This is a genomic window from Lonsdalea quercina (assembly GCF_900107885.1).
GTDB lineage: Bacteria > Pseudomonadota > Gammaproteobacteria > Enterobacterales > Enterobacteriaceae > Lonsdalea > Lonsdalea quercina.
On the sequence record NZ_FNQS01000007.1, the window covers coordinates 185,932 to 211,071 of the forward strand.

Sequence of the window (25,140 nt, forward strand, 5' to 3'; positions counted from 1 at the left end):
TGCCGCCGCAGGGGATCATGCACATTTAGGCGCGCGACTTGGTTTTAGCGCCGCGTCCCATAATCGCCTGATACACTCGGAAACGGCCATTCTGCGCCAGCACTTCGTGGCTGCCGAACGTCTCATCCAGCAGCGCCGGATAAGGCAGGAAGGCGTTAGCGACAATACGCAGCTTGCCGCCGATGTTCAGATGCGCCGCCGCGCCGCGGATCAGCGCTTCCGCCGCGTGCAGACTGGTTTGCATCCCGTCATGGAAGGGCGGGTTGGAAATGATCATGTCGAAACGACCGGCGACATCCGAGTAGACGTTGCTGGCGATGACGGCGCCTTCCAGCTCGTTACGCGCCAGCGTCGCCCGGCTGGCTTCCAGCGCAGCGGCGTTCACATCGCTCAGCGTCAGACGGATTTTCGGCGCGCGCTGAGCAAATGCCACAGCCAGAACGCCCGCGCCGCAGGCGATATCCAGCACTTTACCTTTCGAATGCGGTTCCAACGTGCCAAGCAGCAGCTGGCTACCGTTATCCAGCCCATCGCGGCTGAACACGCCCGGCAGCGTACGTACCGGTACGCCGTCCACATCATATTCATGCCACCAGCGTTCCAACTCGAAGGTCGGCGTCTGTTCCAGACGACCGTGATACAAACCACAGCGACGCGCGCTGTCGATTTTGGCCAGCGCAGTGACGTCCGCCAGCAGCGTTTCCGCGCTGCGTACGCCGCAACGGTTCTCGCCCACCACGAAGATATCGCAGCCGACAGGCAGCAGCGATAGCAGGTTGGACAGTTGGAACTGGGCTTCCTGCTTGCTTTTCGGCCAGTAGTAAATCAGGGTGTCGCAGCCCGCCACCGTGTCAGCGTCGGCCAGCAGGGCGAAATGCGCCGCCTCGCCCATCGTCCGGTTTAGCTGCTGCCAGTGGTGGTACTGCATCGTGTGCACGCGGACGTCTTCCGCCTCAAACTGGGCGGGCAAGGTATCTTGCAAATCACCGGCAAACAGCACCCGGCGGGTGGAAAAATCATCGCTGTGACGCAGTATCACTTCACTGGCGGGGGTAAATGCGGACATCAGGCTTCAAACTCCTCAATTAACTGAGCGACGATTATAGAGGTTTGTTGCCGCATGTTCGATGGGTTTGCTAGCATAGCGGCGCATACTCGCGCTCCGGACAAGGTAAGGCATGACATCACATCGGGACAGGCTGCTACAGCAATTGGGCATTACGCAGTGGACATTGCGCCGCCCCGCCGCGCTGCAAGGCGAAATCGCCATCAGTCTGCCATCGACGGTTCGTCTGCTGATCGTCGCCGATCCGCTCCCTGCGACCGATGATCCGCTATTGCAGGATGTACTCAGAAGTCTGCAATTAACCCCCGAACAGATCTACAGCCTGCTGCCGCAGCAGGTAGAAATGTTGCCGGACACCCGCGATTGCCCGGCCTGGTGGCTGGGCGCCCCCCCCATGCAGCCGTCGCAAGGCGTGCAGCTTACCAGCCCGGCGTTGTCCGAGCTTGACCATAACCCGGACGCCAAGCGCGCGCTGTGGCGGCAAATTTGTCAATATGAACACGATCTCTACCCTGACCTCCGCCGATCTGACGACCGCCTTTCAGATTGAGCGCCTGAGCCACGCCTTTCCGTGGACGGAGAAGACCTTTCTCAGCAACCAAGGCGAACGCTACTTCAACCTGAAACTGAGCCATGACGAGCAGATGGTCGCCTTTGCGATCACGCAGATCGTGCTGGATGAAGCCACGCTGTTCAATATTGCGGTCCATCCCGAACATCAACGTCGCGGCTACGGCCGGGCGCTCATGGAACACCTGATCGCCGAGCTGGAGCAACGCGGCACTCTGACGCTGTGGCTCGAAGTCCGCGCGTCAAATCAACAGGCTATCGCGTTGTATCAGTTTTTGGGTTTTAATGAGGTCTCCATCAGGCGGAATTACTATCCCACGAAGGAAGGTCGTGAAGACGCCATCATTATGGCCCTGCCGCTGGGATAATCCCTGTCAGACACGCTCTGGCAGGCAAGTAGCGAATTCTTCCCAACTTGGCATAAAAATTGAAATGCAAATTATTCTCAATTAGAATGCCGACCTCTTTTTTACATTCAGGGACTGAAGGAACTCGATATTCATTATGTCTGCGGTTAACGTACCGACCTCGCCCGATTTTTGTCAGCTCTACCAGCAGCATCACGGTTGGCTGCAGAGCCTGCTGCGCAAACGCCTGGGAAACCTGTGCGACGCAGCCGATCTGGCGCAGGAAGTCTTTCTGCAGTTACTGATGAAACCCCGCGAGTTCGACAGTCACCACGGTACCCGCGCTTATTTAAGCGTCATGGCGCAGGGGATGTGCGTCGATCTCTGGCGACGCAAAGCGCTGGAGCAGGCTTGGCTGGAGTCGTTGCAGCACCATGCGACGGATGCCTCCCTGTCGGCCGAACAGCACTCCATCGTGCTGGAAACGCTGTTTCAAGTGGACAGCATGCTGCGTCATCTCCCTGAAAAAACACGTTCGGCATTCGTGATGTCGCAAATTCAGGGGAAGACCTACGCGCAGATCGCCTCCGTCCTGCACGTGTCTGAGCGTATGGTGAAAAAGTATATGGCGCAGGCCATGCTGCACTGCATTCTTCTCGAAACAGATACCGACGCCACGCCGCCGACCCGGCGCAGCTGAGTCAGTCAGGTCGATCTCCCATGCCTTTCTCCCCTTCCCCGCCACCCAAGCCCGGTTTCGAGTCTCTGCAAGAGGCGGCGGACTGGTATGCGCAATTGTTGGAGGACGACGGGGAGCACAGTGAGCTGCGCCAACGCTGGCAGAGGTGGCTGGATGAAAGCGTCGAACATCGGGAAGCCTGGATCTACGTGCAGACGATTAGCCAGCGCTTTCAGCCGCTGCGGGGCGAACTGCATCAGCCGAGCGCGGAGGCTCTCCTGCGCTCGCCGCGCGTCAGCCGCCGCCGGGCGCTGAAGCTGACGGCGTTGCTAACGTCCGGCGGGCTGCTGTCCTGGATGGGTTATCGCTATACCCCGCTGCGCGAGTCGCTGCTGGCGATGACCGCCGACAATCGCACCGTGACCGGTGAGATTAAACCCATGACGCTGACCGATGGTTCGCGTATCTGGCTGGATACCGCCAGCGCCATGGATATTCGCTATACGACAACGGAGCGGCAGTTGTTTCTGCGCGCCGGACAGATATTCATCGCCACCGCGCCTGACCCCCTGCGGCCTTTTGTGGTGGTCAGCGAGCAAGGCAGGATGCAGGCGCTGGGCACGCGCTTCAGCGTCAGCCAACAGGACGAAAGCACGCGGCTCAACGTCTACGACGGCATCGTCGCCGTCACGCCCCGACAGGACAGCGTCACGCGCCGCGTCAACGCCGGTCAGCAATGGCGTTTCACCGCCGACGGTTTGGGTACGCTCGATCGCTTGGACAGCGCCGACGCCGACTGGCGTCGGGGTAAATTAAGCGCGGACAATACCCCGCTTGGCGAGGTGATCGCCCGTCTGTCCCGCTACAGACGCGGTTATCTCTCCTGCGATCCGGATATCGCCGCGCTCCGGCTGGTGGGAACCTTCCCGCTGGACAACACCGACAAGGCGCTGGATATGATGTCCCGGGCGCTGCCGATCCGCATTCATCGACGTTTTTCCTGGTGGGTGACGATCGAAAAAAAAGTGTAGCGATGGCTTCCGTTTTGGTTCCCTTTTTCACCGCTCGTTCGATTCAGTATAAAAACAGGCTTTATTTCTTTTGACTCTGGGTATTAAAGGCTATTCCTATGTTATTCACCGCACCACCTCGCGCTCTCCGGCCGTTGGCTCTGGCCGCCCGTCTTTTTGTTCTGGGCTCACCGGTTATCATTCTACCTACTGCGCCTGCCAGCGCGGCGGAAAACGCCGCCGTGCAGCACTATGCCATTGCCGCGGGTTCGCTAAGCGAACAGCTTAATCAGTTAGCGCGCCAGTCCGGCATCGACCTCGCGGCCGATGCGGCGCTGACCCAGGGTCTGAACGGCAAAGCGCTAAACGGCGATTATGACGTGGAGAGCGCTCTGGCAACGTTGCTGCAAAGCCACGGTTTGCAGGCGGTGAAACAGGCGGACGGCAGCTTCCTGCTGCAAAAGGCGCCGACAGAGGACGAATTAGTGGTGGTGGCGCAGGTGAACCATCAGGGAATGACGGAAGGCACCGGTTCCTATACCACTCGCAGCATGAGCACGGCGACGGAACTGGCCCTTTCGCCAAGAGAAACCCCCCAGTCGGTCAGCGTCGTTAGCCGCACTCGGATGAACCAGCAGCACATGACCTCGCTGGATGAAGCGATGAGTCAGACCACTGGCGTTAACGTGGTGAACAATAGTTCCTATCAGGTGCAATTTCAGTCACGCGGCTTCACGATGGACAACATCAAAGAGGATGGCGCGAACTCCTCTTCTCAGAATAGCGTGTCCGGCATGGGCTACTCCGAGGCGTCTTCCGAGTCGCCCGATTTGGCAATCTACGATCACGTCGAGGTCCTGCGCGGTGCCTCCGGCCTGACGCAAGGCAATGGAGAACCGGGCGGCACCGTTAATCTGGTGCGTAAAAAACCCACTTACAACTTTCAGGGCTACGTCAGCGCTGGCGCGGGTTCCTGGGACAATTACCGCAACGAGGTCGACGTCTCCGGCCCCCTGAACGATGATGCTTCCGTGCGCGGGCGCTTCGTCGGCGTTTATCAGGACAAGCAAAGCTCGGTAGATTATGTCGATAGCGACCGCAGCGTGCTGTATGGGACGCTAGCCTGGGATATCACCCCGGATACCACGCTGACGACCGGGGTTAATTGGCAGAAAACCCATACGGTTCCCGATCTGTACGGCATCCCAATGAGCAGCGATGGCAGCAGTCTCGGCCTTCCACACTCGACGTTCCTCGGCGCGAGCTGGAACCGCATCGAGTTTGATAAAATCAATCCCTTCATCGAATTTGAGCATCAATTCGAAAATGACTGGGCGCTGAAAAGCACGCTGAATTACACACACGCCGAAGCAAAAAGTAAAACCATCGGGGTTTACGGCAGCGTAACGCCGAAACTCAATAACGCGCTTCAGCGCGATAATCAATCCGACCAGTGGAGCTATAACCTCAGCCTGAAAGGGCCTTTCGAATTGCTGGGCCGTTCCCACGAACTGGTGGTCGGCGGCGAGTATCAGAAAGAGAACTTTGACAACCTCTACGGCCGAATCATCAAAAACGACGCGGTAGATATTTACCACTGGAACGCCAGCGAACTGGCCGAGCCGGAATGGCCGGACTACACCAATCGCTACCGTTATAACCTCTACCAACGCGCGCTGTTCGCCACGACCCGACTGGAGCTGGCGGATCGCTGGAAGCTCATTCTGGGCAGCCGCTATAGCGCCTACAGCTATGACATGTACTCCACGAATCGTACTACTGACGTCACCAATCACAGCAGCGGTTACAAAGTGCGCGACAAACTGATCCCCTTCGGCGGGCTGCTGTGGGACTTCAGCGATCATTACACCTGGTATGCCAGTTATAGCGATATCTTTAAACCCCAGGAAGATATTGATCGCTCTGGCAACATGCTGCCTGCGGTGACAGGGAAAAACTACGAAACGGGAATTAAGGGTGAGTTCTTCGATGGTGATCTGAATACCTCCGTCGCGCTCTATCGCATTATTCAAGCCAATCGGGCCGTGGAGGACACCAACTGCCTCACCAGCGAATACTGCTATCGTTCACAAGGCAAAGTACGCAGCCAAGGGGTAGAACTGGAAGCCTCAGGCAAGCTGGCGGAAGGTTGGCAGCTTTTCGCAGGCTACACGCTGACCAACACCAAATATCTGGAAGGCGAAGAGGGCGAAAAAGGACAGACCTACAACCGCTATACGCCCCAGCACATGTTCAAACTGTACAGCAGCTACACGCTACCGGGCAGGCTAAACCAATGGAGTGTCGGCGTTGGGATGACCGCGCAAACCGACACCAGCTCCAACTACGATATCCATCAGGGCGGCTACACGCTGTACAACGCCAACGTCAGCTATCAGTACAACAAACACCTCAGCTTTAATCTGGTGGGCAACAACCTGACGAATAAAGAGTATTACCGGACCCTGAATAACCGCATCATCAACGGGAATAACTACTACGGCGATCCGCGTAACTTTATGCTGACGGCGAAGTGGGACTTCTAATGACGTTGATGACTCACTCTTTTAACGTGTTACGCCATGCAGACGCTTAAACGTTTTTATCAACTGGTCGCGCCGTTGTGGTTATCGGCGCAGGCGATAGTGCTGTGGCTGCTGTTGCTGGTCGTGGTGGCGCTGACGCTGTCCGTCGTCGGCATCAGCGTGCTTTACAACAACTGGAGCAAGGACTTTTACGATGCGCTGGCGGACTTCTTCCAGCACGCCTCGGTCGCCGATCTGATTTGGCGCTATCTTGGGTATACCGCGCTGTTCGTCCTGGTGATTATCAGCGGCAACTGGCTGAAAAAAGCGCTGATCTTGCGCTGGCGCGACATGATGACCCAGCACTATGAAACACAGTGGCTACGGGATCATGCGCATTATCGGCTGCAACAGGATCCCGCCGGCACGCCGGATAACCCGGACCAGCGTATTGCCGAAGATATCCGCCTGCTGTGCGAGCAAAGTCTGGAACTGCTGCTGTCGCTGCTGAAAAACGTGGTCGGCCTGCTGTCCTTTATCGCCATCCTGTGGGGCATCTCCGGGGTACAGACGTTCACGATCGGCGGGCATACCGTCACGATCCACGGTTATCTGGTGTGGATTGCTTTGATCTACGCCCTGGTCGGCAGCATTCTTACCCACGCACTGGGCTTTCCCCTGCATCGCACCAACCATCAGATGCAGAAAGTCGAGGCCGACTATCGCGCCAGCCTGATCCGGGTCAACAGCCACAGCGAACAAATCGCTTTTTATCAGGGCGATGAAATCGAAAACAGGCGGCTGCGCGACCGCTTCCGCGCCGTGCTCGCCACCGGCTACCGTCTGATGGGGCAAGAGTTTCGATTGGAAAGCTTCACGGTCAGCTATTTTCGTTTCAGCCTGATCGTGCCGGTTTTCGCGGTGCTTCCGCTGTATCTCGCCCACAAGGTCTCGTTAGGCGCGATCATGCAGGCCAAAACCGCCTTCGGCTACGTGCTGGACGCTTTCGGCTGGTTCGTTGACAGTTATCGCCAGTTGGCGCGGTGGTCTGCCACGATCGAACGTCTCTGGCAGCTGCAACAGCGGTTGGAGGCGCTGCCGCCAGCGACCACGCGCACGCCGCAGGGCGAAGCACTGCAAATTCACCAACTGACCGTGCTGCGGCCGCAGGGTCGGGCGCTGCTCGCCCCCTGCTCCGCACGGGTGAAACCGGGCGAGTGGTGTAGCCTGCAAGGCGCCAGCGGGATCGGCAAAACCACGCTGCTGCGGGCGCTCGCGGGACTATGGCCTTATACGACCGGACGCTGGTATCTGCCGGCTGGGCGCGTGCTGTTTCTGCCGCAGAAGCCCTATCTGCCGCAGGGTACGCTGCGGCAGGCTTTGACCTATCCGCAAACAAAAGAGTTCAGCGATGCGGTGTTGCAGGAAGCGCTGATCGATATGCATCTGGGGCATCTGAGCACAGAGCTGGATGCCGATGAGCCTTGGGCGCAACGGCTGTCCGGCGGCGAGCAACAGCGGCTTTCGCTCATCCGGGCGATCCTGATGAAACCGACGCTGCTGTGTCTGGATGAGGCGACCAGCCAGTTGGATGAAGAGACCGCGATAGAGGTGATGAAACGGCTGCGGCGACATTTGCCGGGCACCATCGTGCTCTCCGTCACGCATCAGTCGGTGCTGAATCCGCTGTTCGAAACTCAGATCCATCTCCAACCTGCGTCCCAGCCGTAATCTGGCGAAGCCGGATAGCGATTCCGCTGTCCGGCTGTCAGCGGCAGAGTCAGCCTCTACGCGATAACCACCTCGAACCAGCATGCAAACGCACGCGATGATAGATTTTTTGCGTGCGGGCTTTCATAATCGGCAGTTAAATCATCCGGCTTCGCCAGGGACAGATCGTGCATTTTGCGGTCCAGCCCAGCACTTATGCACGCTTGCCGTTAGCGCATGCCCGGCAGCTTTTCTCCAGGAAACGAAGCTATGTCTCAGTCCCCTTCTGTGGGCGCTCAGCCATCGCGGCTGATCGTCTTTTTTATTCTGACCCTCCCGCCGCTGCTGTGGGCTGGCAACTTCATCATCGGACGCGCGGTGCGCAACGAGATCCCACCGGTGACGCTGACTCTGGTGCGCTGGCTGATCGCGCTGATCTGCATCCTGCCCTTTGCATGGAAATATATCCGCCGCGATGCCGAGCGTTACCGGGCGTTTCCTCTCCGTATCGTCGCCATATCCCTCAGCGGGATCGTTTTCTTCAGTCTGCTGACCTATGTCGGACTGCATCACACTTCCGGCACGAATGCGCTGCTGCTCAACTCCTGTATTCCGGTGTTAATCATGCTGTTTGCCGGTCTGTTTTACGGTCAGCCGCTCAGGCTCTCGCAGGCGGCAGGTCTGCTGATTTCATTCTGCGGCGTGCTGACCATTATTTTCCACGGCGAACTGGCCGGTCTGCTGTCTTTGTCCTTTTCGTCCGGCGACCTGATGCTGCTGGGCGCGATGGCCAGCTTCTCGTTTTATACGCTGTGGCTGAAAAAAATCCCGCCCGAAGTCAGCCGTCTGGGGCTGCTGGGCGTACAGGTGATTATTTCGCTAATCGTTATATTTCCCCTCTGGCTGTGGGAGAGCCACAGCGGCGCGAGCGCGGTTTGGGATCGCATTACGCTGTCAGCCGTGCTCTATCTGGGGATCTTTCCGTCTTTTGTCGCCTACTTGCTGTTTGGTCGCGGCGTAACACTCGTCGGCGCGGCGCGAGCCGGGCTGACCATCCATCTGATTCCCGTGTTCGGCGTGGCCCTGTCGGTCCTGTTTCTGGGCGAACAAATCCATCTTTATCATCTGATGGGGATCGCCACCATTTTCGCAGGCATCACGCTGGCGAGCCGCCACTCGATAGCGCGTTAATCAGGTCAGAAAAACAGAGTGGGAGGAAGGATAAGGCGGGGAGTGCTGGCTAAAACACAGGCGCCCCGCCGAAACGGAGCGCCTGAAGGGAATGGGGGTCGGCGAAAGCCGGTCCCATTTCAAGACGACAAAATTAGTCTTTGTCGCCCAGCAGAACGGATTCGAGCGCGATTTCGATCATCTCATTGAACGTGGTCTGACGCTCTTCCGCCGTGGTGACTTCCTGAGTCCGAATATGGTCGGACACGGTGCAGATCGCCAGCGCCTTGGCGCCGAATTCAGCGGCAACACCGTAGATGCCCGCCGCTTCCATTTCCACGCCCAGTACGCCGTATTTTTCCATCACGTCGAACATCTGCGGGTCCGGCGTGTAGAACAGGTCCGCGGAGAACAGGTTGCCCACGCGTACTTTAACGCCGCGGGTGTTGGCCGCGTCTACCGCGTGACGCAGCAGATCGTAGTCGGCAATCGCCGCGAAGTCGTGATCCTTGAAACGCATGCGGTTCACTTTGGAGTCGGTGCAGGCGCCCATGCCGATCACCACATCGCGAACCTTCACGTTTTCGCTGACCGCGCCGCAGGAGCCGATGCGGATAATTTTTTCCACGCCGAACTCGGTGATCAGTTCTTTCGCGTAGATGGAGCAAGACGGGATACCCATGCCGTGTCCCATTACCGAGATACGGCGGCCTTTATAGGTGCCGGTGAAGCCCAACATGCCGCGCACGTTATTCACTTCCACCACGTCTTCCAAAAAGGTGTCGGCGATGTATTTTGCGCGCAACGGATCGCCCGGCATCAATACCACGTCCGCAAAATCACCCATTTCAGCATTAATGTGAGGCGTAGCCATCCTTATTGTTCCTTTTTCATCAGCATAAATAGTGGTTATTCCGTCAGCCTACTGGCTCACAGCATTGAGGTTCCATAGTCCATCGGCGACACGCCGAAATAGCTTGCCACCGTCTGCCCGATATCCGCGAAGGTCGTGCGATGACCGCGCGATCCCGGCTGAACCTGCGGACCATAAATCAGTACCGGTACGTGTTCACGCGTGTGATCCGTGCCTGGCCAGGTCGGATCGCAACCGTGGTCCGCCGTCAGGATCAGAATATCGCCTTCGCCGACCTTATCCATCAGCTCAGGCAACCGGCGGTCGAACAGCTCCAGCGCCGCGGCATAGCCTGACACGTCGCGGCGATGGCCGTAGGAGGAGTCGAAGTCGACAAAGTTGGTAAACACGATCGTCTCGTCGCCAGCGGCATCCATTTCTTTCAGCGTTGCATCAAACAGCGCGTCCAGACCGGTGGCTTTGACCTTTTTGGTGATGCCGACGTGGGCGTAAATATCGGCGATCTTGCCGACCGAGACGACGTGGCCGTTTTTCTCCTCCACCAGCTTTTTCAGCACGGTGGGCGCCGGCGGCTCGACAGCCAGGTCGTGACGGTTCCCCGTCCGCTGGAAGTTGCCCGCTTTATCCCCCACGAACGGGCGCGCAATCACGCGACCAATGTTGTAGCCGCCCTCGGTCAACGCTTCACGCGCGATTTCGCATAACGCGTACAGGTTGTCCAACCCGTAAGTTTCTTCATGGCAGGCGATTTGGAATACCGAATCCGCCGAGGTGTAGAAAATCGGCTTGCCGGTCTTCATGTGCTCTTCACCCAGCTCATCCAGAATCACCGTTCCGGAGGAGTGGCAGTTGCCGAGATAACCGGGCAGGTTGGCGCGCTCAACCAGCAGGTCCAGCAGCGGCTGAGGAAAACTGTTCTGCGTGTCGTGAAAATAGCCCCAGTCAAACAGGACCGGGACGCCCGCGATTTCCCAATGACCCGACGGCGTATCTTTTCCCGAGGAGATTTCGCTGGCGTGGGCATAAGCCCCAATGATGTCCGCTTGCGCATCCAGGCCGGCCGGGAAACGACCGGTTGATGCTTCCGCCGCCTTGCCCAACCCCAAGCGGCTCAGATTCGGTAAAGACAGCGGTCCCTGACGTCCTTGCTCGGCGCGGCCTTCCGCACAGGCCTGCGCGATGTGGCCCAGCGTATCCGAGCCGACGTCTCCGAACCGCTCGGCGTCGGCGGCGCTGCCGATGCCAAACGAATCCAGCACCATGATAAATGCACGTTTCATTTCACTCTCTCCTGCGTTCTTTTCTGGGGCCATGCGCCACCCACTATTCAGCGGCGTCGACATCTGAGATGTTCACCCGGCGATAAACCATCGGATGCGCCTCCGATGCTCGGTCGCTTACCGTCACCGCCGCCTGAATTCGCTGTGCGGCCTGCTGCCATTGCACTTCGGTATTGGCATGAATTATGGCCAGTGGACGCTGAGAATCCACCGGTTCGCCCAGGCTAATCATGTCGCTCAATCCCACGCTGTGGTCAATAGTATCATCTGGCCGCAGGCGACCACCACCCAGGGAGACCACTGCCATACCTATGGCGCGGGTGTCCATAGAGGCGATCACGCCCTCGCGTTCGGCGAAAACGGGTTTACTCAGCGTGGCAGGTTGCAGGTAGCGCTCATAGCGCTCAACGAAATCGCTCGGTCCCCCTTGTGCGGAGACCATGCGGCCGAAGACCTCCGCCGCCCGGCCGCTTTCCAGCACGGCCATGAGCTGACGCCGGGCATCTTGCGGCGAAGCGGCCAGATTCCCCGTCACCAGCATCTCTTCGCACAGCGCCATCGTGACGTCGAACAGTCGAGGATTTCGCTGCGCGCCGGTGAGGAAGCGCACGGCTTCCCTCACTTCAAGCGCATTTCCGGCGCTGGATGCCAGCACCTGATTCATATCGGTCAACAGCGCGCTGGTTCGGCACCCGGCGTGATTGGCGACGCCGACGATAGCCTGCGCCAGCTGTTCTGATGCCGAGTAGGTCGGCATGAAAGCTCCTGAGCCGACCTTGACATCCATCACCAGCGCATCCAGTCCTTCCGCCAGTTTTTTCGCCAGGATAGAGGCGGTGATGAGCGGGATCGTATCAACGGTGGCGGTCGTGTCGCGCGTGGCGTAGAAGCGCCGGTCCGCAGGCGCCAACGAATGGGTTTGCCCGATGATTGCGACCCCCACCTGCTGAATCATCTCGCGAAAGCGATCATCGTCGGGGTAGATATCCAGACCAGGAATGGACTCCAGCTTGTCGAGCGTACCGCCGGTATGCCCTAGTCCCCTGCCCGAAATCATCGGCACATAGCCGCCGCAGGCGGCCACCATCGGCCCCAGCATCAGCGAGGTGACGTCTCCCACGCCGCCGGTGGAATGTTTGTCCACCAGCGGTCCGTTCAGATGGAGGGATCGCCAGTCCAACACAGTGCCGGAATCGCGCATCGCCAGCGTCAGCGCCACACGTTCATCCATGGTCATATCATGGAAATAGATCGTCATCGCCAGCGCCGCAATCTGCCCCTCCGACACGGTATTGTCGCGAATACCGTTAACGAAATGGCGGATCTCGTCCTCGCTGAGCGGGTGTCCGTCACGTTTCTTACGAATAATTTCAGGGATTAGCAACAAGGTAACGCCTCCAACCTGCTCTGTCGCACTCTCTTCTGTACTGACAGAGGTACCGCCGGCGGCGATAGTTAATAATCGCCACGTGCGGTTTCAGTGCCGCGCCCCAACGTGTTCAGCAAGCTGCTTAACAGTCCGGAAGCCCCGAAGCGGAAGTGCCGCGCGTCCGCCCATCCCGCGCCCATAATGCTATCTGCCAGCTGCAAATAGCGTGCCGCCTCTTCGGCGGTGCGCACGCCGCCAGCCGCTTTGAATCCCACCCGATCGCCGACGTGCATGTCTTTGATCACGTTCAGCATGATCTCCGCGCTGTGCAAGGTGGCGTTGACAGGCACTTTGCCGGTCGACGTTTTGATGAAGTCGGCCCCCGCGTTAATTGCGATTTCGCTGGCCTGCCGAATGAACGCGTCCTCTTTAAGCTCACCGGTTTCGATAATGACCTTGAGCAGTACCTGACGTTCTACGCACGCCTGCTTACAGGCTTGCACCACATCGAAACCGCGCCGCGTTTCACCAGCCAGCATCGCGCGGTAAGGAAATACCACATCGACTTCATCGGCGCCGTAGGCAATCGCGGCGCGGGTTTCCGCCAGCGCTATCGCCACATCATCGTTGCCGTGGGGAAAATTGGTCACCGTCGCGATACGGATCTCCGGCGTGCCCTGTTCACGCAGCGCCTTGCGCGCCAGCGGAATAAAACGGGGGTAAATACAGATTGCCGCCGTGTGACCGGCAGGGCTGTTAGCCTGCCGACAGAGATCGCTGACCTTTTCGTCCGTGTCGTCGTCGTTCAGGGTCGTCAGATCCATTAGCCCTAGTGCGCGCTGCGCGGCAGCGGTTATTTCAGTCATGTCGCCACTCCAATTGAAAGTCGACGGTGATCTTCAAGCCTCTCGTCCCCCCTGTAATGTTTACCTACAGAAAGAGATCAAACATCGCATCACCGATAAAAAAGGAAGCTTTGCTACTGCCGCTATTGGACCACAGTAACGTGAATAATTTGTGCTGACGCTTCCCAGAAATAACAATAAGCCACAAAACGAAGACTCGCTATCTCTGTTTGCGCAACAAAAAACGCGTGTCAAAGGTCTTATTAGGGGGGTTATCCACACCTTTTTCCGGATGATTTACCTCCACCGGGAACATGACCTATTTAGACCACATTTCTATCCACACGCGCGATGACATAAATACCAAGAGACCGGGGGTTTATGAACCCTGGAATCGCCGGTCATAAATCTTGACACCCCTTCAGATTAACAGTATTTAATAGTCGCTCCATTTTCCGGGATATTTCAATAAGGATGTTATTCGTGAAAAAAATCGCTCTCTCTATTTGTGGTTTATTGCTGCTTTCCACCGTCGCTGGTCCCGTTATAGCGGCCAAAAGTGGGCTAGTGATTAATAAACCCAAGGATGACTCGGCAATGTGCTGCATTGCTGATGAGTGCCTCCCCTGCTCTTGATTGACTAATAAGATAGAGAGGCCCATGCGGCCTCTTCATCCATTCCAGACCAGAGAACGCTTTATACCGCTTCGGATGACGCCGCATAAAACTTTGGCGCAGCGCCTCTTCTTATCCCCAGTGACAAAAGCTTATATCTTGATCGCGCTGTTCAAGAAAATGACAAAGTCAGGATAACGCGGTGAAGAAAAGTATTCATTGGAAACCCTCAATAACATTTATGTTTTCACTGGTACAGACAGAAAATATTCACCCCCCGCCTGATTTACTTTATATCTTCAAAATATTGATGACTCTGTCTATGTTTTATTGAACATTCCTAAAATGATCATGAAATTTCATTTTATCTGTCATGAAATTAATGTAAAAACGCCGATGTCGCGGCAATAAATAAACGATGACGTTTCTGCCATCATGAACTTTATTGGCAATTCATCATGATCCGTGACCCACATAGCGACAAGCATTCACCTTTAGACGCAGAACACCGTAAAATAGACGATGAGTTTATCTTTGAACGAGAAAGCCACGACGATGCAGGATTCCCCATCACCAGACTGGTTTGTCTATATGCTGCGTACCGCCGGCGGCATGCTGTATACCGGCATCACCACCGATACCGCGCGGCGTTTGGCTCAGCATCAGGCGGGCAAAGGCGCCCGTTCGCTACGCGGCAAGGGCGAACTCTCATTAGTGTATTGGTGTAAGGCGAGCGACCGATCTGTCGCGCTGCGGTGGGAATATCGCATTAAACAGCTGAGTAAAACGCAGAAAGAGCGGCTGGTTCACGACCAGCCTGAGTCTGTCGCCCGCTTTTTAGCCGAATTTAAACGCAATTGAACGGATGGGCGAACTCCACTTTCCCACTAACACCCTGGAAATGATTGTCCGCCAACGGGTAGATCTGAAAGGTGGATGTGGGATCTTTCCGGCAGCAGCTGAGCTGATGTTCCGACGCCGCGACAAAGCCAAAACGGGAGAAGTAAGCCGGGTCGCCGAAAACAACCACCGCGGTGTAACCGAATTCATTGAGCGAATCCAGACCGCCATACACCAGTTGCTCGCCTAACCCTTCCTTTCTCAGGCGCTCATCGACCGCCAGCGGCGCCAGTCCGACCCACTGAAGATCTTCCCCTTCAATACTGACCGGACTAAACGCGGCATAAGCCACCACGCCGCCTTCGTCATCCGTCGCCACCATGCCCAGCGTCAGCTGAGCGCTTTCACGCAGCGCTTGCACCCGTTCAGCTTCTGCCGGGGTCGGAAATGACCGTCGTAGCAGGCGATCGATCCCCGGCGCATCGACGGGAATTTCAACACGGATTAGCATGACGCCGGCGCATGTGCCGGAGCCTGATCCGCGCCCTCCCGCAGTCCCGACTCGACAAAGTCCGCCAACTGCAGCAGCGCAACACGCAGTGGAGTCGGCATGCTTTCCAGCTCAACGGCATCCATCAGATTCTTCACGTAGAGGCCCAGCTCCGTATCCCCTTCGATACGCAGACGACGTTGAAAAAACAGCGTATCGGGATCTTCTTTACGCGCCGCGATCAGAATCAGATCGTTGGCATCGGCGCTGAAAGTCACTTCCGCGATTTCGTTGCGACTCACCAGCAGGCGCCCCTCGCGCTGCGTCATAAACCAACGCAGTCCCATGTCCCGGACTTCAATCTGCAACCAGCGATCTTCCAAAAATTCCAGATCGCCATCTTCCAGCGCCTGACGGAACTGCCACTTGAGCAGTTGCTCCAATATCCGGCGCTGCACGGAAAAGGGCGTTAACGCTAACGGTTTGCCCAAAAATCCCGGCCCCTGACGCACAATTTGCGCCCGTAGTTGTTCCAGCACTGGCGTACTCCTCTAAAGCTAAAGCGATACAGACGACACGATACTCTTGCATCATTTTGCCACATTGCAAACTCGCGACAGCGGCTTACATCAACAATGTAGCCGGTTATCGCTCAAATCACGAAATACGCGCGTCTGCTATATTAATTTCATCACACTATATACTGGTTTAAATCAAAGTGTTGCCACAGCGGGTTAACTAAGATGCCTTTTAGTCAGAATTTTTAATTGACTGATAACCTGCTTCATCAATCAGACAACATCATTGATCGCCTCCGTTTAAATATAACGAAGGCCTTGATGAGTGAAGGAATAGGTATGGAACTGCTTTGCCCTGCCGGTAACTTGCCGGCGCTAAAAGCCGCTATTGATAATGGTGCAGACGCGGTGTACATCGGGCTAAAAGATGATACCAACGCACGACATTTCGCCGGACTAAACTTTAACGATAAAAAACTGCAGGAAGCTCGTAGTTACGTGCATCAGCATAAGCGCAAACTGCATATCGCCATCAATACCTTCGCCCATCCAGACGGTTTCCAACGCTGGCAACGCGCCGTGGATAGCGCCGCAGACGCCGGCGCCGACGTCCTGATCCTGGCTGACCTGGCGACGTTGGAATACGCCGCGGAACGCTATCCGCATATCGAACGCCACGTTTCTGTGCAGGCTTCGGCAACGAACGAACAGGCTATCCGTTTTTATCAAAAACACTTCGACGTGGCGCGCGTCGTCCTGCCGCGCGTGCTGTCAATTCATCAAGTCAAACAGCTTGCTCGCACCAGCCCGGTGCCGCTGGAAGTCTTCGCCTTCGGCAGCCTGTGCATCATGGCGGAAGGACGCTGCTACCTCTCCTCTTATCTGACCGGCGAGTCGCCCAACACCGTAGGCGCCTGCTCTCCGGCGCGTTTCGTCCGTTGGCAGCAGACCGACAAAGGAATGGAATCTCGTCTGAACAACGTGCTGATCGACCGTTATCAGGATCACGAAAATGCCGGTTATCCCACGCTGTGCAAAGGGCGTTATCTGGTGGACGGCAAACGCTACCACGCGCTGGAAGAACCGACCAGCCTGAATACGCTCTCACTGCTGCCGGAGCTGATGGCTGCGAATATCGCCTCAGTGAAAATCGAAGGCCGCCAGCGCAGTCCAGCCTATGTCAGCCAAGTCACGCGGGTGTGGCGTGAAGCAATCGACCGCTGCAAGGCATCGCCAGAATGCTATGCCCCCAACCCTGAATGGATGGACGCCCTGGGCGCCGTAGCCGAAGGGACTCAAACCACGCTGGGCGCTTATCACCGTGAATGGCAGTAGTCAGGAGAACACTATGAAGTATGCATTGGGAGCCATCCTTTACTATTGGCCCAAAGCAGATATTGAGGCCTTTTATCAGGCGGCCATGTCCAGCAGCGCGGATATCGTCTATCTCGGGGAGACCGTTTGCAGCAAACGCCGAGGCATGAAGGTCAATGACTGGCTGGAGGTCGCCCGTCAGGTTTCCGCCAGCGGCAAACAGGTGGTCATTTCCACACTGGCGTTGCTGCAAGCACCCTCAGAGTTGAATGAACTCAAGCGTTATGTCGAAAACGGCGACTTTCTGCTTGAGGCCAACGATCTCGGCGCCGTCAACATGGCGGAGGAGCATCGTCTGCCGTTCGTCGCCGGGCATGCATTGAACTGCTACAACGCTTATACGTTGCGACTGTTGCACAAACAAGGGATGGTTCGCTGGTGTATGCCGGTAGAGCTATCGCGCGACTGGCTACAACATTTACTCAATCAGTGCGACGAACTCGGCTTCCGCGATAAATTCGACGTCGAGGTGCTGAGCTATGGTCATCTGCCGCTGGCCTACTCCGCCCGCTGTTTTACCGCGCGCTCCGAAAATCGGCCCAAGGATGAGTGTGAAACCTGCTGCATTCATTATCCACAGGGGCGTAAGGTGATGTCGCAAGAAAATCAGCAAGTATTCGTGCTCAATGGTATTCAGACCCAGAGCGGATATTGCTACAACCTCGGCAACGAGCTGACCTCGATGGAGGGCCTCGTGGATATCATCCGGCTCTCGCCGCTGGGGCTAGAAACGCTGGATGTACTGGAGCAGTTCCGCGCCAACGAACACGGCACACAGCCGCTGTCGCTTCATCAAGAGAAGGAGTGCAACGGCTACTGGCGCCGCCTGCCCGGCCTGGAGCTGGTAGATTGATCTTTCCGGATGCCCTACACTTTGGGCATCCGCACACCTCATCCGCTACTGCCGCTGAATATTGCGTACTATGATTATCCAATAATACTATTCTGCGGTTAGCCTGCTAACGGGTTGACCCTCAATCCGGTGAGCCAAGCCTATGTCACAACAGCCCGTCACTTTTTCCGTACTGGATCTGGCCCCCATTCCTGCTGGGGCAACCCCGCGCGACGCCTTTCACCGCTCTCTGGATTTGGTCAGACATGCTGAGCAATGGGGGTATCATCGCTACTGGCTCGCCGAGCATCACAATATGACCGGTATCGCCAGCGCAGCCACCTCCGTTCTGCTCGGCTATCTCGCGGCAGGTACCGAACATATCCGACTAGGCTCCGGCGGCGTTATGCTGCCCAACCACGCGCCGCTGGTCATCGCCGAGCAGTTCGGAACGCTGGAATCACTCTATCCGGGACGTATCGACCTGGGGCTGGGACGCGCGCCGGGCAGCGACCGTCGCACCATGATAGCGCTGCGCCGGCATTTAAACGGCGAAGAGGATGATTTCCCCGCGGATGTTCAGGAGTTACAGCGTTATCTGGCGCCTGCACAGCCGGATCAGGCGGTGCGGGCCATTCCGGGTCAGGGTCTTAACGTACCGATCTGGCTTCTTGGCTCCAGTCTGTACAGCGCGCAGCTCGCCGCTGCGCTGGGACTTCCGTATGCTTTCGCCGCCCATTTTGCGCCGGATATGCTCATTCAGGCACTGCAACTCTATCGCGATAAATTTCAACCTTCGGCGCAGCAGTCTCAGCCCTATGCGATGGTTTGCGTTAATGTCATCGCCGCAGAGAGCATCTCCCACGCGCGTTTCTTGTTCACGTCGCAGCAGCAACAATTCATCAATTTACGCCGTGGCATGCCGGGGCCGCTGCCCGCGCCGGTACAAGAGATGAATGACATCTGGACACCAGCCGAACAACTCTCGGTTGAACAGACACTACGACTTTCCATCGTGGGTGATCGCTCGCAGGTACGTCATGGATTACAGATGCTGTTGCGGCAAACTCAGGCGGATGAGCTAATGATCAACGCCTCAATTTTCGACCATGAGGCCAGACTGCGTTCATTCGAGATTGTGGGGAAGTTACAGCAGGAAGTGATTAGAGAAGCAAGAATCGACTGACAAAAAAAGCCAGCCCGAAGGCTGGCTTGATGCGTGTTACCACGTTAGTCCAAAGTGATTAGGAATTGGACGGCTGACGAGGTGCACGGTTACCGCGACGTTCACCACCGCCTTCACGACGTTCGCCGCTGAAGGAGCGACCACGACCGCCATTAGCGGGACGACCACCGGTAGGACGATCGCCGAATGAACGGCCACCACGCCCACCTTCACGACGCTCGTGCGGCTGAGCATCGCCCAGAAGCTGCATGTTCAACGGTTTGTTGAGAATACGCGTACGAGTGAAGTGTGACAGCAGATCGCCAGGCATCCCTTTCGGAAGCTCAATCGTGGAATGAGTACCGAACAGTTTGATGTTACCGATGTAACGGCTGCTGATGTCGCCTTCATTCGCAATCGCGCCCACGATGTGACGAACTTCAACGCCATCATCACGGCCAACTTCAATGCGATACAGTTCCATATCGCCAACATCACGACGTTCACGGCGCTGCGGACGTTCACCATCACGTCCCCCTTCACGGCGACGGTCGAAGCGGTCGTCACGATCGCGCATTTCACGACGCGGACGGCGATCAAATACCGGATCCGGCGGCAAAATCAGCGGACGTTCGCCCTGCGCCATCTTCAGCAGTGCGGCAGCCAACGTTTCCATATCCAGCTCTTCCTGCGGCTGTAGTTTAGCCAGCAGCGCGCGGTACATATCCAGATCGCTGCTTTCCAACTGGACCTGAACCTTGGCGGCAAACTTGGCCAGACGGCGTTCGCCCAGCAGTTCCGCGTTCGGTAGTTCCACTTCAGGAATAGTCAGCTTCATAGTGCGTTCGACGTTACGCAGCAGGCGACGTTCGCGGTTATCAACGAACAGGATCGCACGACCGGCGCGTCCCGCACGACCGGTACGGCCGATACGGTGAACATAAGATTCCGCATCCATCGGGATATCGTAGTTGACGACCAGGCTGATGCGGTCAACATCCAGACCACGTGCAGCAACGTCAGTTGCAATCAGGATATCCAAACGACCGTTCTTCAGACGCTCCAGCGTTTGTTCACGCAGAGCCTGGTTCATGTCGCCGTTAAGCGCTGCGCTGTTGTAACCACTGCGCTCCAGCGCTTCAGCTACTTCCAGCGTCGCGTTTTTAGTACGTACGAAAATAATCGCCGCATCGAAATCTTCCGCTTCAAGGAAACGGATCAGCGCTTCGTTTTTACGAACGCCGTGCACCATCCAGTAGCTCTGGCTGATATCCGGACGCGTCGTCAGACTTGACTGAATACGGACTTCCTGTGGATCTTTCATGAAACGACGAGTAATACGACGAATCGCTTCCGGCATCGTCGCGGAGAACAGCGCGGTCTGATGTTCAGCCGGGATCTGCGCCATGATGTTTTCTACGTCTTCGATGAAGCCCATACGCAGCATTTCATCGGCTTCATCCAGAACCAAACCGCTCAGATTGGACAGGTCCAGCGTGCCACGTTTCAGGTGGTCAAGCAGACGGCCCGGTGTACCGACCACGATCTGGGGTCCCTGACGCAAAGCGCGCAGCTGTACGTCATAACGCTGGCCGCCGTACAGGGCAACCACGTTGACGCCATGCATGTGTTTAGCGAAATCATTACAAGCTTCAGATACCTGAACCGCCAGCTCACGGGTCGGCGCCAGCACCAGAATCTGCGGTGCTTTCAATTCAGGTTTCAGGTTATTCAGTAACGGCACCGCAAATGCGGCGGTTTTACCGCTGCCTGTCTGTGCCATACCCAGCACATCACGGCCATTCAGCAGGTGAGGAATACATTCCGCCTGGATCGGCGAAGGCTTTTCGTAGCCCAGATCGGTCAGGGCATTAATAATCGGAGCAGACAGCCCCAAATCGGCAAAAGAGGTTTCAAGCTTAGTCATGTACACGTGCCTCGTAGATGGCGGCCAGTCTACATAACTCGTCGAGAAAATTTTCAGTCATTTTCATTGAAAAGTGTGAACCGGCTCAAATTGGATTAAAAAGCGAACAAAAAAGCCCTCACCAGTAAAGGCGATAGAAATCATTTTGATTCCAGGCTGAGTATTGTTCGTCAGCTATTGCTGGTCCGATCCTGATAGGTCGTCTTGCTCTTGGCCTAACTGCGCCAATTCCAACAATGCATAGCGGTGCTCAACAAAGTTATGAACATTGTTAGCCACCGTCAGCTTGAACAGCGCCGAAGCGGTGTCCTTGTCCCCCAGACTTAGGTAGTGCTTACCTAAATAGAAGTCAGTTTCACTGAGATGCTCAGCGAGCGAAGTGTTATCCTTTGCTTCTTCCTGCAAGCGCTGCATCAGTGTCTTTTCACTGATATCGCCCAGGTAGAATTCGACAATAGTCCATCCCCACACACCTTTCTTTGCTCCCTCGTAGCGCGTTCTTAATGCGCTTATGGCCTTATCAGGATCGATTTCTCTCTCGACCAGATACAGCCACAGGGAACGGAAAGGATCATTGGGATCGTCTCGATAAAACGCTAGCAGATCATCCTGCGCCAATTGGTACCGACCGCCGTAGTACAAGGCGATCCCCCTATTGAGACGCACATAATTATAAGTTGGATCAAGCTCTAGTACAGAATCAAACGCTTCATAGGCAGCATCAAAATTGCCTGCCTGCGTTAAGTAAATCCCCAGATAATTGAAGACCTCTGGGATGTCGGGACGGATAGAAAGCGCTTGTGAAAAATCATTCCGCGCCAATGCCCGTAACCCTAAGCTATCATACAGCACTCCGCGCTCATATAACAGCTGTGCTCGTTCATCAGGAGTAAGCGCTCGACTGGCCAGGATTTGCTCCATACGAGCCAGAATGACTTCCTGCTGCAGCGTGGGCTGCAACGGGACCGCCAAAACGGTATTTTTGCGCCAATCCATGCTACTGCATCCTGCAAGCATGAGTGCTGCCGCGACATAACACCAGCGCAAGAAAGGCTTCATTACCCACTCCCGAAGAAGACAAACAAAGGATGAACATCCTGTCCCGCGACGGTATCTATAAGGATATCCGATCCCCATCATACACGCAGCTCCCTAACTCGGTAAGGAGCTGCTAAATGATTATCCGTTATTCTACGTCGGGGGCTACCGCAGGTTCCTGAGACTGAGGAGTCGCTTCCTTCATGCTCAGGCGGACACGACCCTGACGGTCGACTTCCAATACCTTAACGGGAACTTCCTGACCCATCTCCAGATAATCAGTTACTTTCTCAACACGCTTGTCGGCGATCTGAGAGATGTGAACCAGACCTTCTTTACCGCCGCCGATGGCTACAAACGCGCCGAAGTCAACGATGCGGGTTACCTTACCCTGATAGATGCGGCCGACTTCGATTTCAGCCGTGATCTCTTCGATACGGCGAATCGCGTGTTTAGCTTTTTCACCGTCGGTAGAAGCAATCTTCACCGTACCATCATCTTCGATTTCGATCGTCGTGCCGGTTTCTTCGGTCAGAGCACGGATGACTGAGCCGCCTTTACCAATCACATCTTTGATCTTATCAGTGCTGATTTTGATGGTATGGATACGCGGTGCGAATTCAGAGATATCGCCACGCGGCGTACTGATCGCTTCTTCCATCACGCCCAGGATGTGCAAACGCGCACCTTTAGCCTGGTTCAGCGCCACCTGCATGATTTCGCGGGTAATGCCTTCGATCTTGATGTCCATCTGCAGCGCGGTGACGCCATCACGGCTACCCGCGACTTTGAAGTCCATGTCGCCCAGGTGGTCTTCATCACCCAGAATGTCAGACAGTACGACGAAGTTCTCGCCTTCTTTCACCAGGCCCATCGCGATACCGGCAACAGCCGCTTTGATCGGCACGCCTGCATCCATGAGCGCCAGAGAAGCACCACATACGGAAGCCATGGATGAAGAACCATTGGATTCTGTGATTTCAGAAACCACACGTACGGTGTACGGGAATTCGCTCGCCTTCGGCATAACGGCCAACACGCCGCGTTTCGCCAGACGACCGTGACCAATTTCACGACGCTTCGGCGATCCGACCATACCTGTTTCACCCACAGAGTAAGGAGGGAAGTTATAGTGTAGCAGGAAGCGGTCAGTGCGCTCGCCGGTCAGTTCGTCAATCGTCTGCGCGTCACGTTCGGTACCCAGAGTGGCTGTCACCAGCGCCTGAGTTTCACCGCGGGTGAACAGTGCGGAACCGTGCGTACGCGGCAGAACGCCAGTGCGAACGTCCAGACCACGGATCATGTCTTTTTCACGACCATCGATACGCGGCTCGCCGCTCAGAACACGGCTACGAACAACATTCTTCTCAATACTACCCAGGATGTCGCTGATTTCACCTTCATCCAGCGTTTCATCTTCGGCCAGCAGCGTGGCAACGACATCCGCTTTGATGACATCGACTTGAGCGTAACGCTCCTGCTTCTCGGTGATGCGGTAAGCGTCACCGAGACGGGATTCGGACAGCGCTTTAACACGGCTGTACAGCGTTTCATTCACTTCTGGCGCATGCCATTCCCATTTCGGCTTGCCAGCTTCAGCGACCAGAGAATTGATATTCTCGATCACAACCTGCTGCTGTTCGTGACCGAACACAACCGCGCCGAGCATCTGATCTTCGCTCAGCAGGTCAGCTTCTGATTCCACCATCAGCACAGCACCTTCGGTACCGGCGACAACCAGATCCAGACGGCTTTCTTTCAGCTCATCAGTGGTCGGGTTCAGCACGTACTGGTCGTTGATGTAACCGACGCGAGCGCAGCCGATTGGGCCGTTGAACGGAATGCCGGATAGGCTCAGCGCAGCAGACGCACCGATCATAGCGACGATGTCCGGGTTTACCTGCGGGTTCACAGAAACAACGGTAGCGATAACCTGAACTTCATTCAGGAAACCTTCCGGGAACAGAGGACGAATAGGACGGTCGATCAGGCGAGAAATCAACGTTTCGCCTTCGCTCGGACGGCCTTCACGACGGAAGAAACCACCCGGGAAACGGCCAGCAGCGTATGTACGCTCCTGATAGTTGACGGTCAGCGGGAAGAATCCCTGACCCGGTTTAGGCTGTTTAGCACCAACAACGGTAACGAATACTGCGGTGTCGTCCATGCTAACCATAACGGCAGCAGTAGCCTGACGAGCCATCATACCGGTTTCGATAGTGACGGTATGCTGACCATATTGGAATTTACGAATGATCGGATTTAGCAAAATTATATCCTTGTATCACGAAGGGTTGCCGCGCCACTTATCTCGGACGCCACAGACCAGTTTACACCCGATCCAGTCACTACATCCTCGCGACTAATGACAATCTTCAATCTGCTCTCCAGCAGAATAAAGTCTCTCATTAGCCGCGCGAATAGCTGTAATAACGGACCATTTTTCACTTCAACAATACATTACTCTGTTTCAGCAACGCATCCTAGAAGAAAGGGGCCATAATAGGCCCCTTTCTACTGAAACTCGTCGGATTAGCGACGCAGACCCAGACGCTCAATCAGGCTGGTGTAGCGCGCTACTTCTTTACGCTTCAGGTAGTCCAGCAGCTTACGACGCTGAGAGACCATGCGCAGCAGACCACGACGGCTGTGGTGATCTTTTTTGTGCTCAGCAAAGTGGCCCTGCAGGTGGTTGATCTGCGCAGTCAACAGTGCAACCTGAACTTCGGTAGAACCGCTGTCGTTAGCATCACGACCGAAATCTGCAACGATTTTTGCTTTAGCTTCAACGCTTAGAGACATAGTAGAACTCCAATAATATTATATAAGATAAAAAGGGTGCCGATCTCTAATTCAGCGACCCGGTACTTGAGCCGCGCTATTCTACCCGCAGTAT

At 56.1% G+C, this 25,140-nt stretch carries 23 protein-coding genes; 11 read left to right on the forward strand and 12 right to left on the reverse strand.

What is annotated here, in order from left to right:
- Positions 1 to 25: 25 nt before the first annotated feature.
- Complete coding sequence (gene rsmC, locus BLU64_RS11405) at positions 26 to 1,066, reverse strand: 16S rRNA (guanine(1207)-N(2))-methyltransferase RsmC (protein WP_074728764.1); 1,041 nt, start codon at positions 1,064 to 1,066, stop codon at positions 26 to 28.
- Positions 1,067 to 1,178: 112 nt separating this feature from the next.
- Here rsmC and BLU64_RS11410 point away from each other — a divergent pair, with 112 nt between their 5' ends.
- From BLU64_RS11410 to BLU64_RS11440, 7 genes are all read left to right on the forward strand, one after another.
- Positions 1,179 to 1,616: a DNA polymerase III subunit psi gene (locus tag BLU64_RS11410; RefSeq protein WP_074728766.1), complete on the forward strand. Its 438-nt coding sequence runs from the start codon at positions 1,179 to 1,181 to the stop codon at positions 1,614 to 1,616.
- Complete coding sequence (gene rimI, locus BLU64_RS11415; RefSeq protein ID WP_026742113.1) at positions 1,561 to 2,004, forward strand: ribosomal protein S18-alanine N-acetyltransferase; 444 nt, start codon at positions 1,561 to 1,563, stop codon at positions 2,002 to 2,004. Before BLU64_RS11410 ends, rimI begins: the two co-directional genes overlap by 56 nt.
- Positions 2,005 to 2,140: 136 nt before the next feature.
- Positions 2,141 to 2,683 carry a sigma-70 family RNA polymerase sigma factor gene (locus BLU64_RS11420; protein WP_074728768.1) on the forward strand — a complete coding sequence of 181 codons (543 nt, stop codon included), beginning with the start codon at positions 2,141 to 2,143 and terminating at the stop codon, positions 2,681 to 2,683.
- A gap of 20 nt (positions 2,684 to 2,703) precedes the next feature.
- On the forward strand, positions 2,704 to 3,693 hold the full coding sequence (locus tag BLU64_RS11425) for a FecR domain-containing protein (RefSeq protein WP_074728770.1): 990 nt from the start codon (positions 2,704 to 2,706) through the stop codon (positions 3,691 to 3,693).
- A gap of 98 nt (positions 3,694 to 3,791) precedes the next feature.
- Positions 3,792 to 6,218 (forward strand): TonB-dependent siderophore receptor, encoded by a 2,427-nt coding sequence (locus BLU64_RS11430; protein ID WP_074728772.1) that lies wholly within the window; start codon positions 3,792 to 3,794, stop codon positions 6,216 to 6,218.
- Positions 6,219 to 6,254: 36 nt separating this feature from the next.
- On the forward strand, positions 6,255 to 7,928 hold the full coding sequence (locus BLU64_RS11435) for an ABC transporter ATP-binding protein/permease (protein WP_074728774.1): 1,674 nt from the start codon (positions 6,255 to 6,257) through the stop codon (positions 7,926 to 7,928).
- 249 nt (positions 7,929 to 8,177) lie between these two features.
- A complete protein-coding gene (locus BLU64_RS11440; RefSeq protein WP_139171506.1) occupies positions 8,178 to 9,098 on the forward strand; it encodes a DMT family transporter in 921 nt (306 codons plus the stop codon).
- 133 nt (positions 9,099 to 9,231) lie between these two features.
- On the opposite strand, the gene deoD is transcribed toward BLU64_RS11440, so the two are convergent.
- From deoD to deoC, 4 genes are all read right to left on the reverse strand, one after another.
- Positions 9,232 to 9,951: a purine-nucleoside phosphorylase gene (gene deoD, locus BLU64_RS11445; protein WP_026742108.1), complete on the reverse strand. Its 720-nt coding sequence runs from the start codon at positions 9,949 to 9,951 to the stop codon at positions 9,232 to 9,234.
- A 56-nt stretch (positions 9,952 to 10,007) separates the two neighbouring features.
- A complete protein-coding gene (gene deoB / locus BLU64_RS11450) occupies positions 10,008 to 11,231 on the reverse strand; it encodes a phosphopentomutase (RefSeq protein ID WP_026742107.1) in 1,224 nt (407 codons plus the stop codon).
- Positions 11,232 to 11,274: 43 nt separating this feature from the next.
- Positions 11,275 to 12,618, reverse strand: coding sequence for a thymidine phosphorylase (deoA, locus tag BLU64_RS11455; RefSeq protein WP_026742106.1), 1,344 nt, complete (start codon positions 12,616 to 12,618; stop codon positions 11,275 to 11,277).
- A 68-nt stretch (positions 12,619 to 12,686) separates the two neighbouring features.
- On the reverse strand, positions 12,687 to 13,466 hold the full coding sequence (deoC, locus tag BLU64_RS11460; RefSeq protein ID WP_074728777.1) for a deoxyribose-phosphate aldolase: 780 nt from the start codon (positions 13,464 to 13,466) through the stop codon (positions 12,687 to 12,689).
- Between the two features lie 1,149 nt (positions 13,467 to 14,615).
- Here deoC and BLU64_RS11470 point away from each other — a divergent pair.
- Positions 14,616 to 14,921 carry a GIY-YIG nuclease family protein gene (locus BLU64_RS11470; RefSeq protein WP_074728810.1) on the forward strand — a complete coding sequence of 102 codons (306 nt, stop codon included), beginning with the start codon at positions 14,616 to 14,618 and terminating at the stop codon, positions 14,919 to 14,921.
- Here the strand turns inward: BLU64_RS11470 and BLU64_RS11475 are convergent.
- Complete coding sequence (locus BLU64_RS11475; protein ID WP_026742102.1) at positions 14,908 to 15,411, reverse strand: GNAT family N-acetyltransferase; 504 nt, start codon at positions 15,409 to 15,411, stop codon at positions 14,908 to 14,910. The genes BLU64_RS11470 and BLU64_RS11475 overlap by 14 nt on opposite strands.
- Positions 15,405 to 15,929 (reverse strand): ubiquinone anaerobic biosynthesis accessory factor UbiT, encoded by a 525-nt coding sequence (gene ubiT, locus BLU64_RS11480; RefSeq protein WP_026739651.1) that lies wholly within the window; start codon positions 15,927 to 15,929, stop codon positions 15,405 to 15,407. The genes BLU64_RS11475 and ubiT overlap by 7 nt, the downstream gene beginning before the upstream one ends.
- A gap of 318 nt (positions 15,930 to 16,247) precedes the next feature.
- Between ubiT and ubiU the strand changes: the two genes are divergently transcribed.
- From ubiU to BLU64_RS11495, 3 genes are all read left to right on the forward strand, one after another.
- Positions 16,248 to 17,243 carry a ubiquinone anaerobic biosynthesis protein UbiU gene (gene ubiU, locus BLU64_RS11485; protein ID WP_026742101.1) on the forward strand — a complete coding sequence of 332 codons (996 nt, stop codon included), beginning with the start codon at positions 16,248 to 16,250 and terminating at the stop codon, positions 17,241 to 17,243.
- Positions 17,244 to 17,256: 13 nt separating this feature from the next.
- Positions 17,257 to 18,135 (forward strand): U32 family peptidase, encoded by an 879-nt coding sequence (locus BLU64_RS11490; RefSeq protein ID WP_074728779.1) that lies wholly within the window; start codon positions 17,257 to 17,259, stop codon positions 18,133 to 18,135.
- 142 nt (positions 18,136 to 18,277) lie between these two features.
- Positions 18,278 to 19,300, forward strand: coding sequence for a luciferase-like monooxygenase (locus tag BLU64_RS11495; protein WP_026742099.1), 1,023 nt, complete (start codon positions 18,278 to 18,280; stop codon positions 19,298 to 19,300).
- 58 nt (positions 19,301 to 19,358) lie between these two features.
- Here BLU64_RS11495 and BLU64_RS11500 read toward each other — a convergent pair whose 3' ends face one another.
- The 5 genes from BLU64_RS11500 to rpsO all read right to left on the reverse strand — a co-directional run bounded on the left by BLU64_RS11500 (position 19,359) and on the right by rpsO (position 25,046).
- Positions 19,359 to 21,206, reverse strand: a complete 1,848-nt coding sequence (locus BLU64_RS11500) for a DEAD/DEAH family ATP-dependent RNA helicase (RefSeq protein ID WP_074728781.1) — start codon at positions 21,204 to 21,206, stop codon at positions 19,359 to 19,361.
- Positions 21,199 to 21,273, reverse strand: coding sequence for a protein YrbN (gene yrbN, locus BLU64_RS17880; protein WP_099049240.1), 75 nt, complete (start codon positions 21,271 to 21,273; stop codon positions 21,199 to 21,201). The genes BLU64_RS11500 and yrbN overlap by 8 nt, the downstream gene beginning before the upstream one ends.
- Before the next feature lie 107 nt (positions 21,274 to 21,380).
- The gene (gene nlpI / locus BLU64_RS11505; RefSeq protein ID WP_026742097.1) at positions 21,381 to 22,265 is read right to left on the reverse strand and encodes a lipoprotein NlpI; all 885 of its coding nucleotides are present in this window, start codon (positions 22,263 to 22,265) and stop codon (positions 21,381 to 21,383) included.
- Positions 22,266 to 22,392: 127 nt separating this feature from the next.
- Positions 22,393 to 24,513, reverse strand: coding sequence for a polyribonucleotide nucleotidyltransferase (pnp, locus tag BLU64_RS11510; protein ID WP_026742096.1), 2,121 nt, complete (start codon positions 24,511 to 24,513; stop codon positions 22,393 to 22,395).
- A 263-nt stretch (positions 24,514 to 24,776) separates the two neighbouring features.
- Positions 24,777 to 25,046, reverse strand: coding sequence for a 30S ribosomal protein S15 (rpsO, locus tag BLU64_RS11515; RefSeq protein WP_026739644.1), 270 nt, complete (start codon positions 25,044 to 25,046; stop codon positions 24,777 to 24,779).
- Positions 25,047 to 25,140 lie beyond the last annotated feature (94 nt).

Coding starts and splice junctions, on each gene's coding strand:
- rsmC (WP_074728764.1), bottom strand. CDS start 1,066: ATGTCCGCATTTACCCCCGCCAGTGAAGTGATACTGCGTCACAGCGAT.
- BLU64_RS11410 (WP_074728766.1), top strand. CDS start 1,179: ATGACATCACATCGGGACAGGCTGCTACAGCAATTGGGCATTACGCAG.
- rimI (WP_026742113.1), top strand. CDS start 1,561: ATGAACACGATCTCTACCCTGACCTCCGCCGATCTGACGACCGCCTTT.
- BLU64_RS11420 (WP_074728768.1), top strand. CDS start 2,141: ATGTCTGCGGTTAACGTACCGACCTCGCCCGATTTTTGTCAGCTCTAC.
- BLU64_RS11425 (WP_074728770.1), top strand. CDS start 2,704: ATGCCTTTCTCCCCTTCCCCGCCACCCAAGCCCGGTTTCGAGTCTCTG.
- BLU64_RS11430 (WP_074728772.1), top strand. CDS start 3,792: ATGTTATTCACCGCACCACCTCGCGCTCTCCGGCCGTTGGCTCTGGCC.
- BLU64_RS11435 (WP_074728774.1), top strand. CDS start 6,255: ATGCAGACGCTTAAACGTTTTTATCAACTGGTCGCGCCGTTGTGGTTA.
- BLU64_RS11440 (WP_139171506.1), top strand. CDS start 8,178: ATGTCTCAGTCCCCTTCTGTGGGCGCTCAGCCATCGCGGCTGATCGTC.
- deoD (WP_026742108.1), bottom strand. CDS start 9,951: ATGGCTACGCCTCACATTAATGCTGAAATGGGTGATTTTGCGGACGTG.
- deoB (WP_026742107.1), bottom strand. CDS start 11,231: ATGAAACGTGCATTTATCATGGTGCTGGATTCGTTTGGCATCGGCAGC.
- deoC (WP_074728777.1), bottom strand. CDS start 13,466: ATGACTGAAATAACCGCTGCCGCGCAGCGCGCACTAGGGCTAATGGAT.
- BLU64_RS11470 (WP_074728810.1), top strand. CDS start 14,616: ATGCAGGATTCCCCATCACCAGACTGGTTTGTCTATATGCTGCGTACC.
- BLU64_RS11475 (WP_026742102.1), bottom strand. CDS start 15,411: ATGCTAATCCGTGTTGAAATTCCCGTCGATGCGCCGGGGATCGATCGC.
- ubiU (WP_026742101.1), top strand. CDS start 16,248: ATGGAACTGCTTTGCCCTGCCGGTAACTTGCCGGCGCTAAAAGCCGCT.
- BLU64_RS11490 (WP_074728779.1), top strand. CDS start 17,257: ATGAAGTATGCATTGGGAGCCATCCTTTACTATTGGCCCAAAGCAGAT.
- BLU64_RS11495 (WP_026742099.1), top strand. CDS start 18,278: ATGTCACAACAGCCCGTCACTTTTTCCGTACTGGATCTGGCCCCCATT.
- BLU64_RS11500 (WP_074728781.1), bottom strand. CDS start 21,206: ATGACTAAGCTTGAAACCTCTTTTGCCGATTTGGGGCTGTCTGCTCCG.
- nlpI (WP_026742097.1), bottom strand. CDS start 22,265: ATGAAGCCTTTCTTGCGCTGGTGTTATGTCGCGGCAGCACTCATGCTT.
- rpsO (WP_026739644.1), bottom strand. CDS start 25,046: ATGTCTCTAAGCGTTGAAGCTAAAGCAAAAATCGTTGCAGATTTCGGT.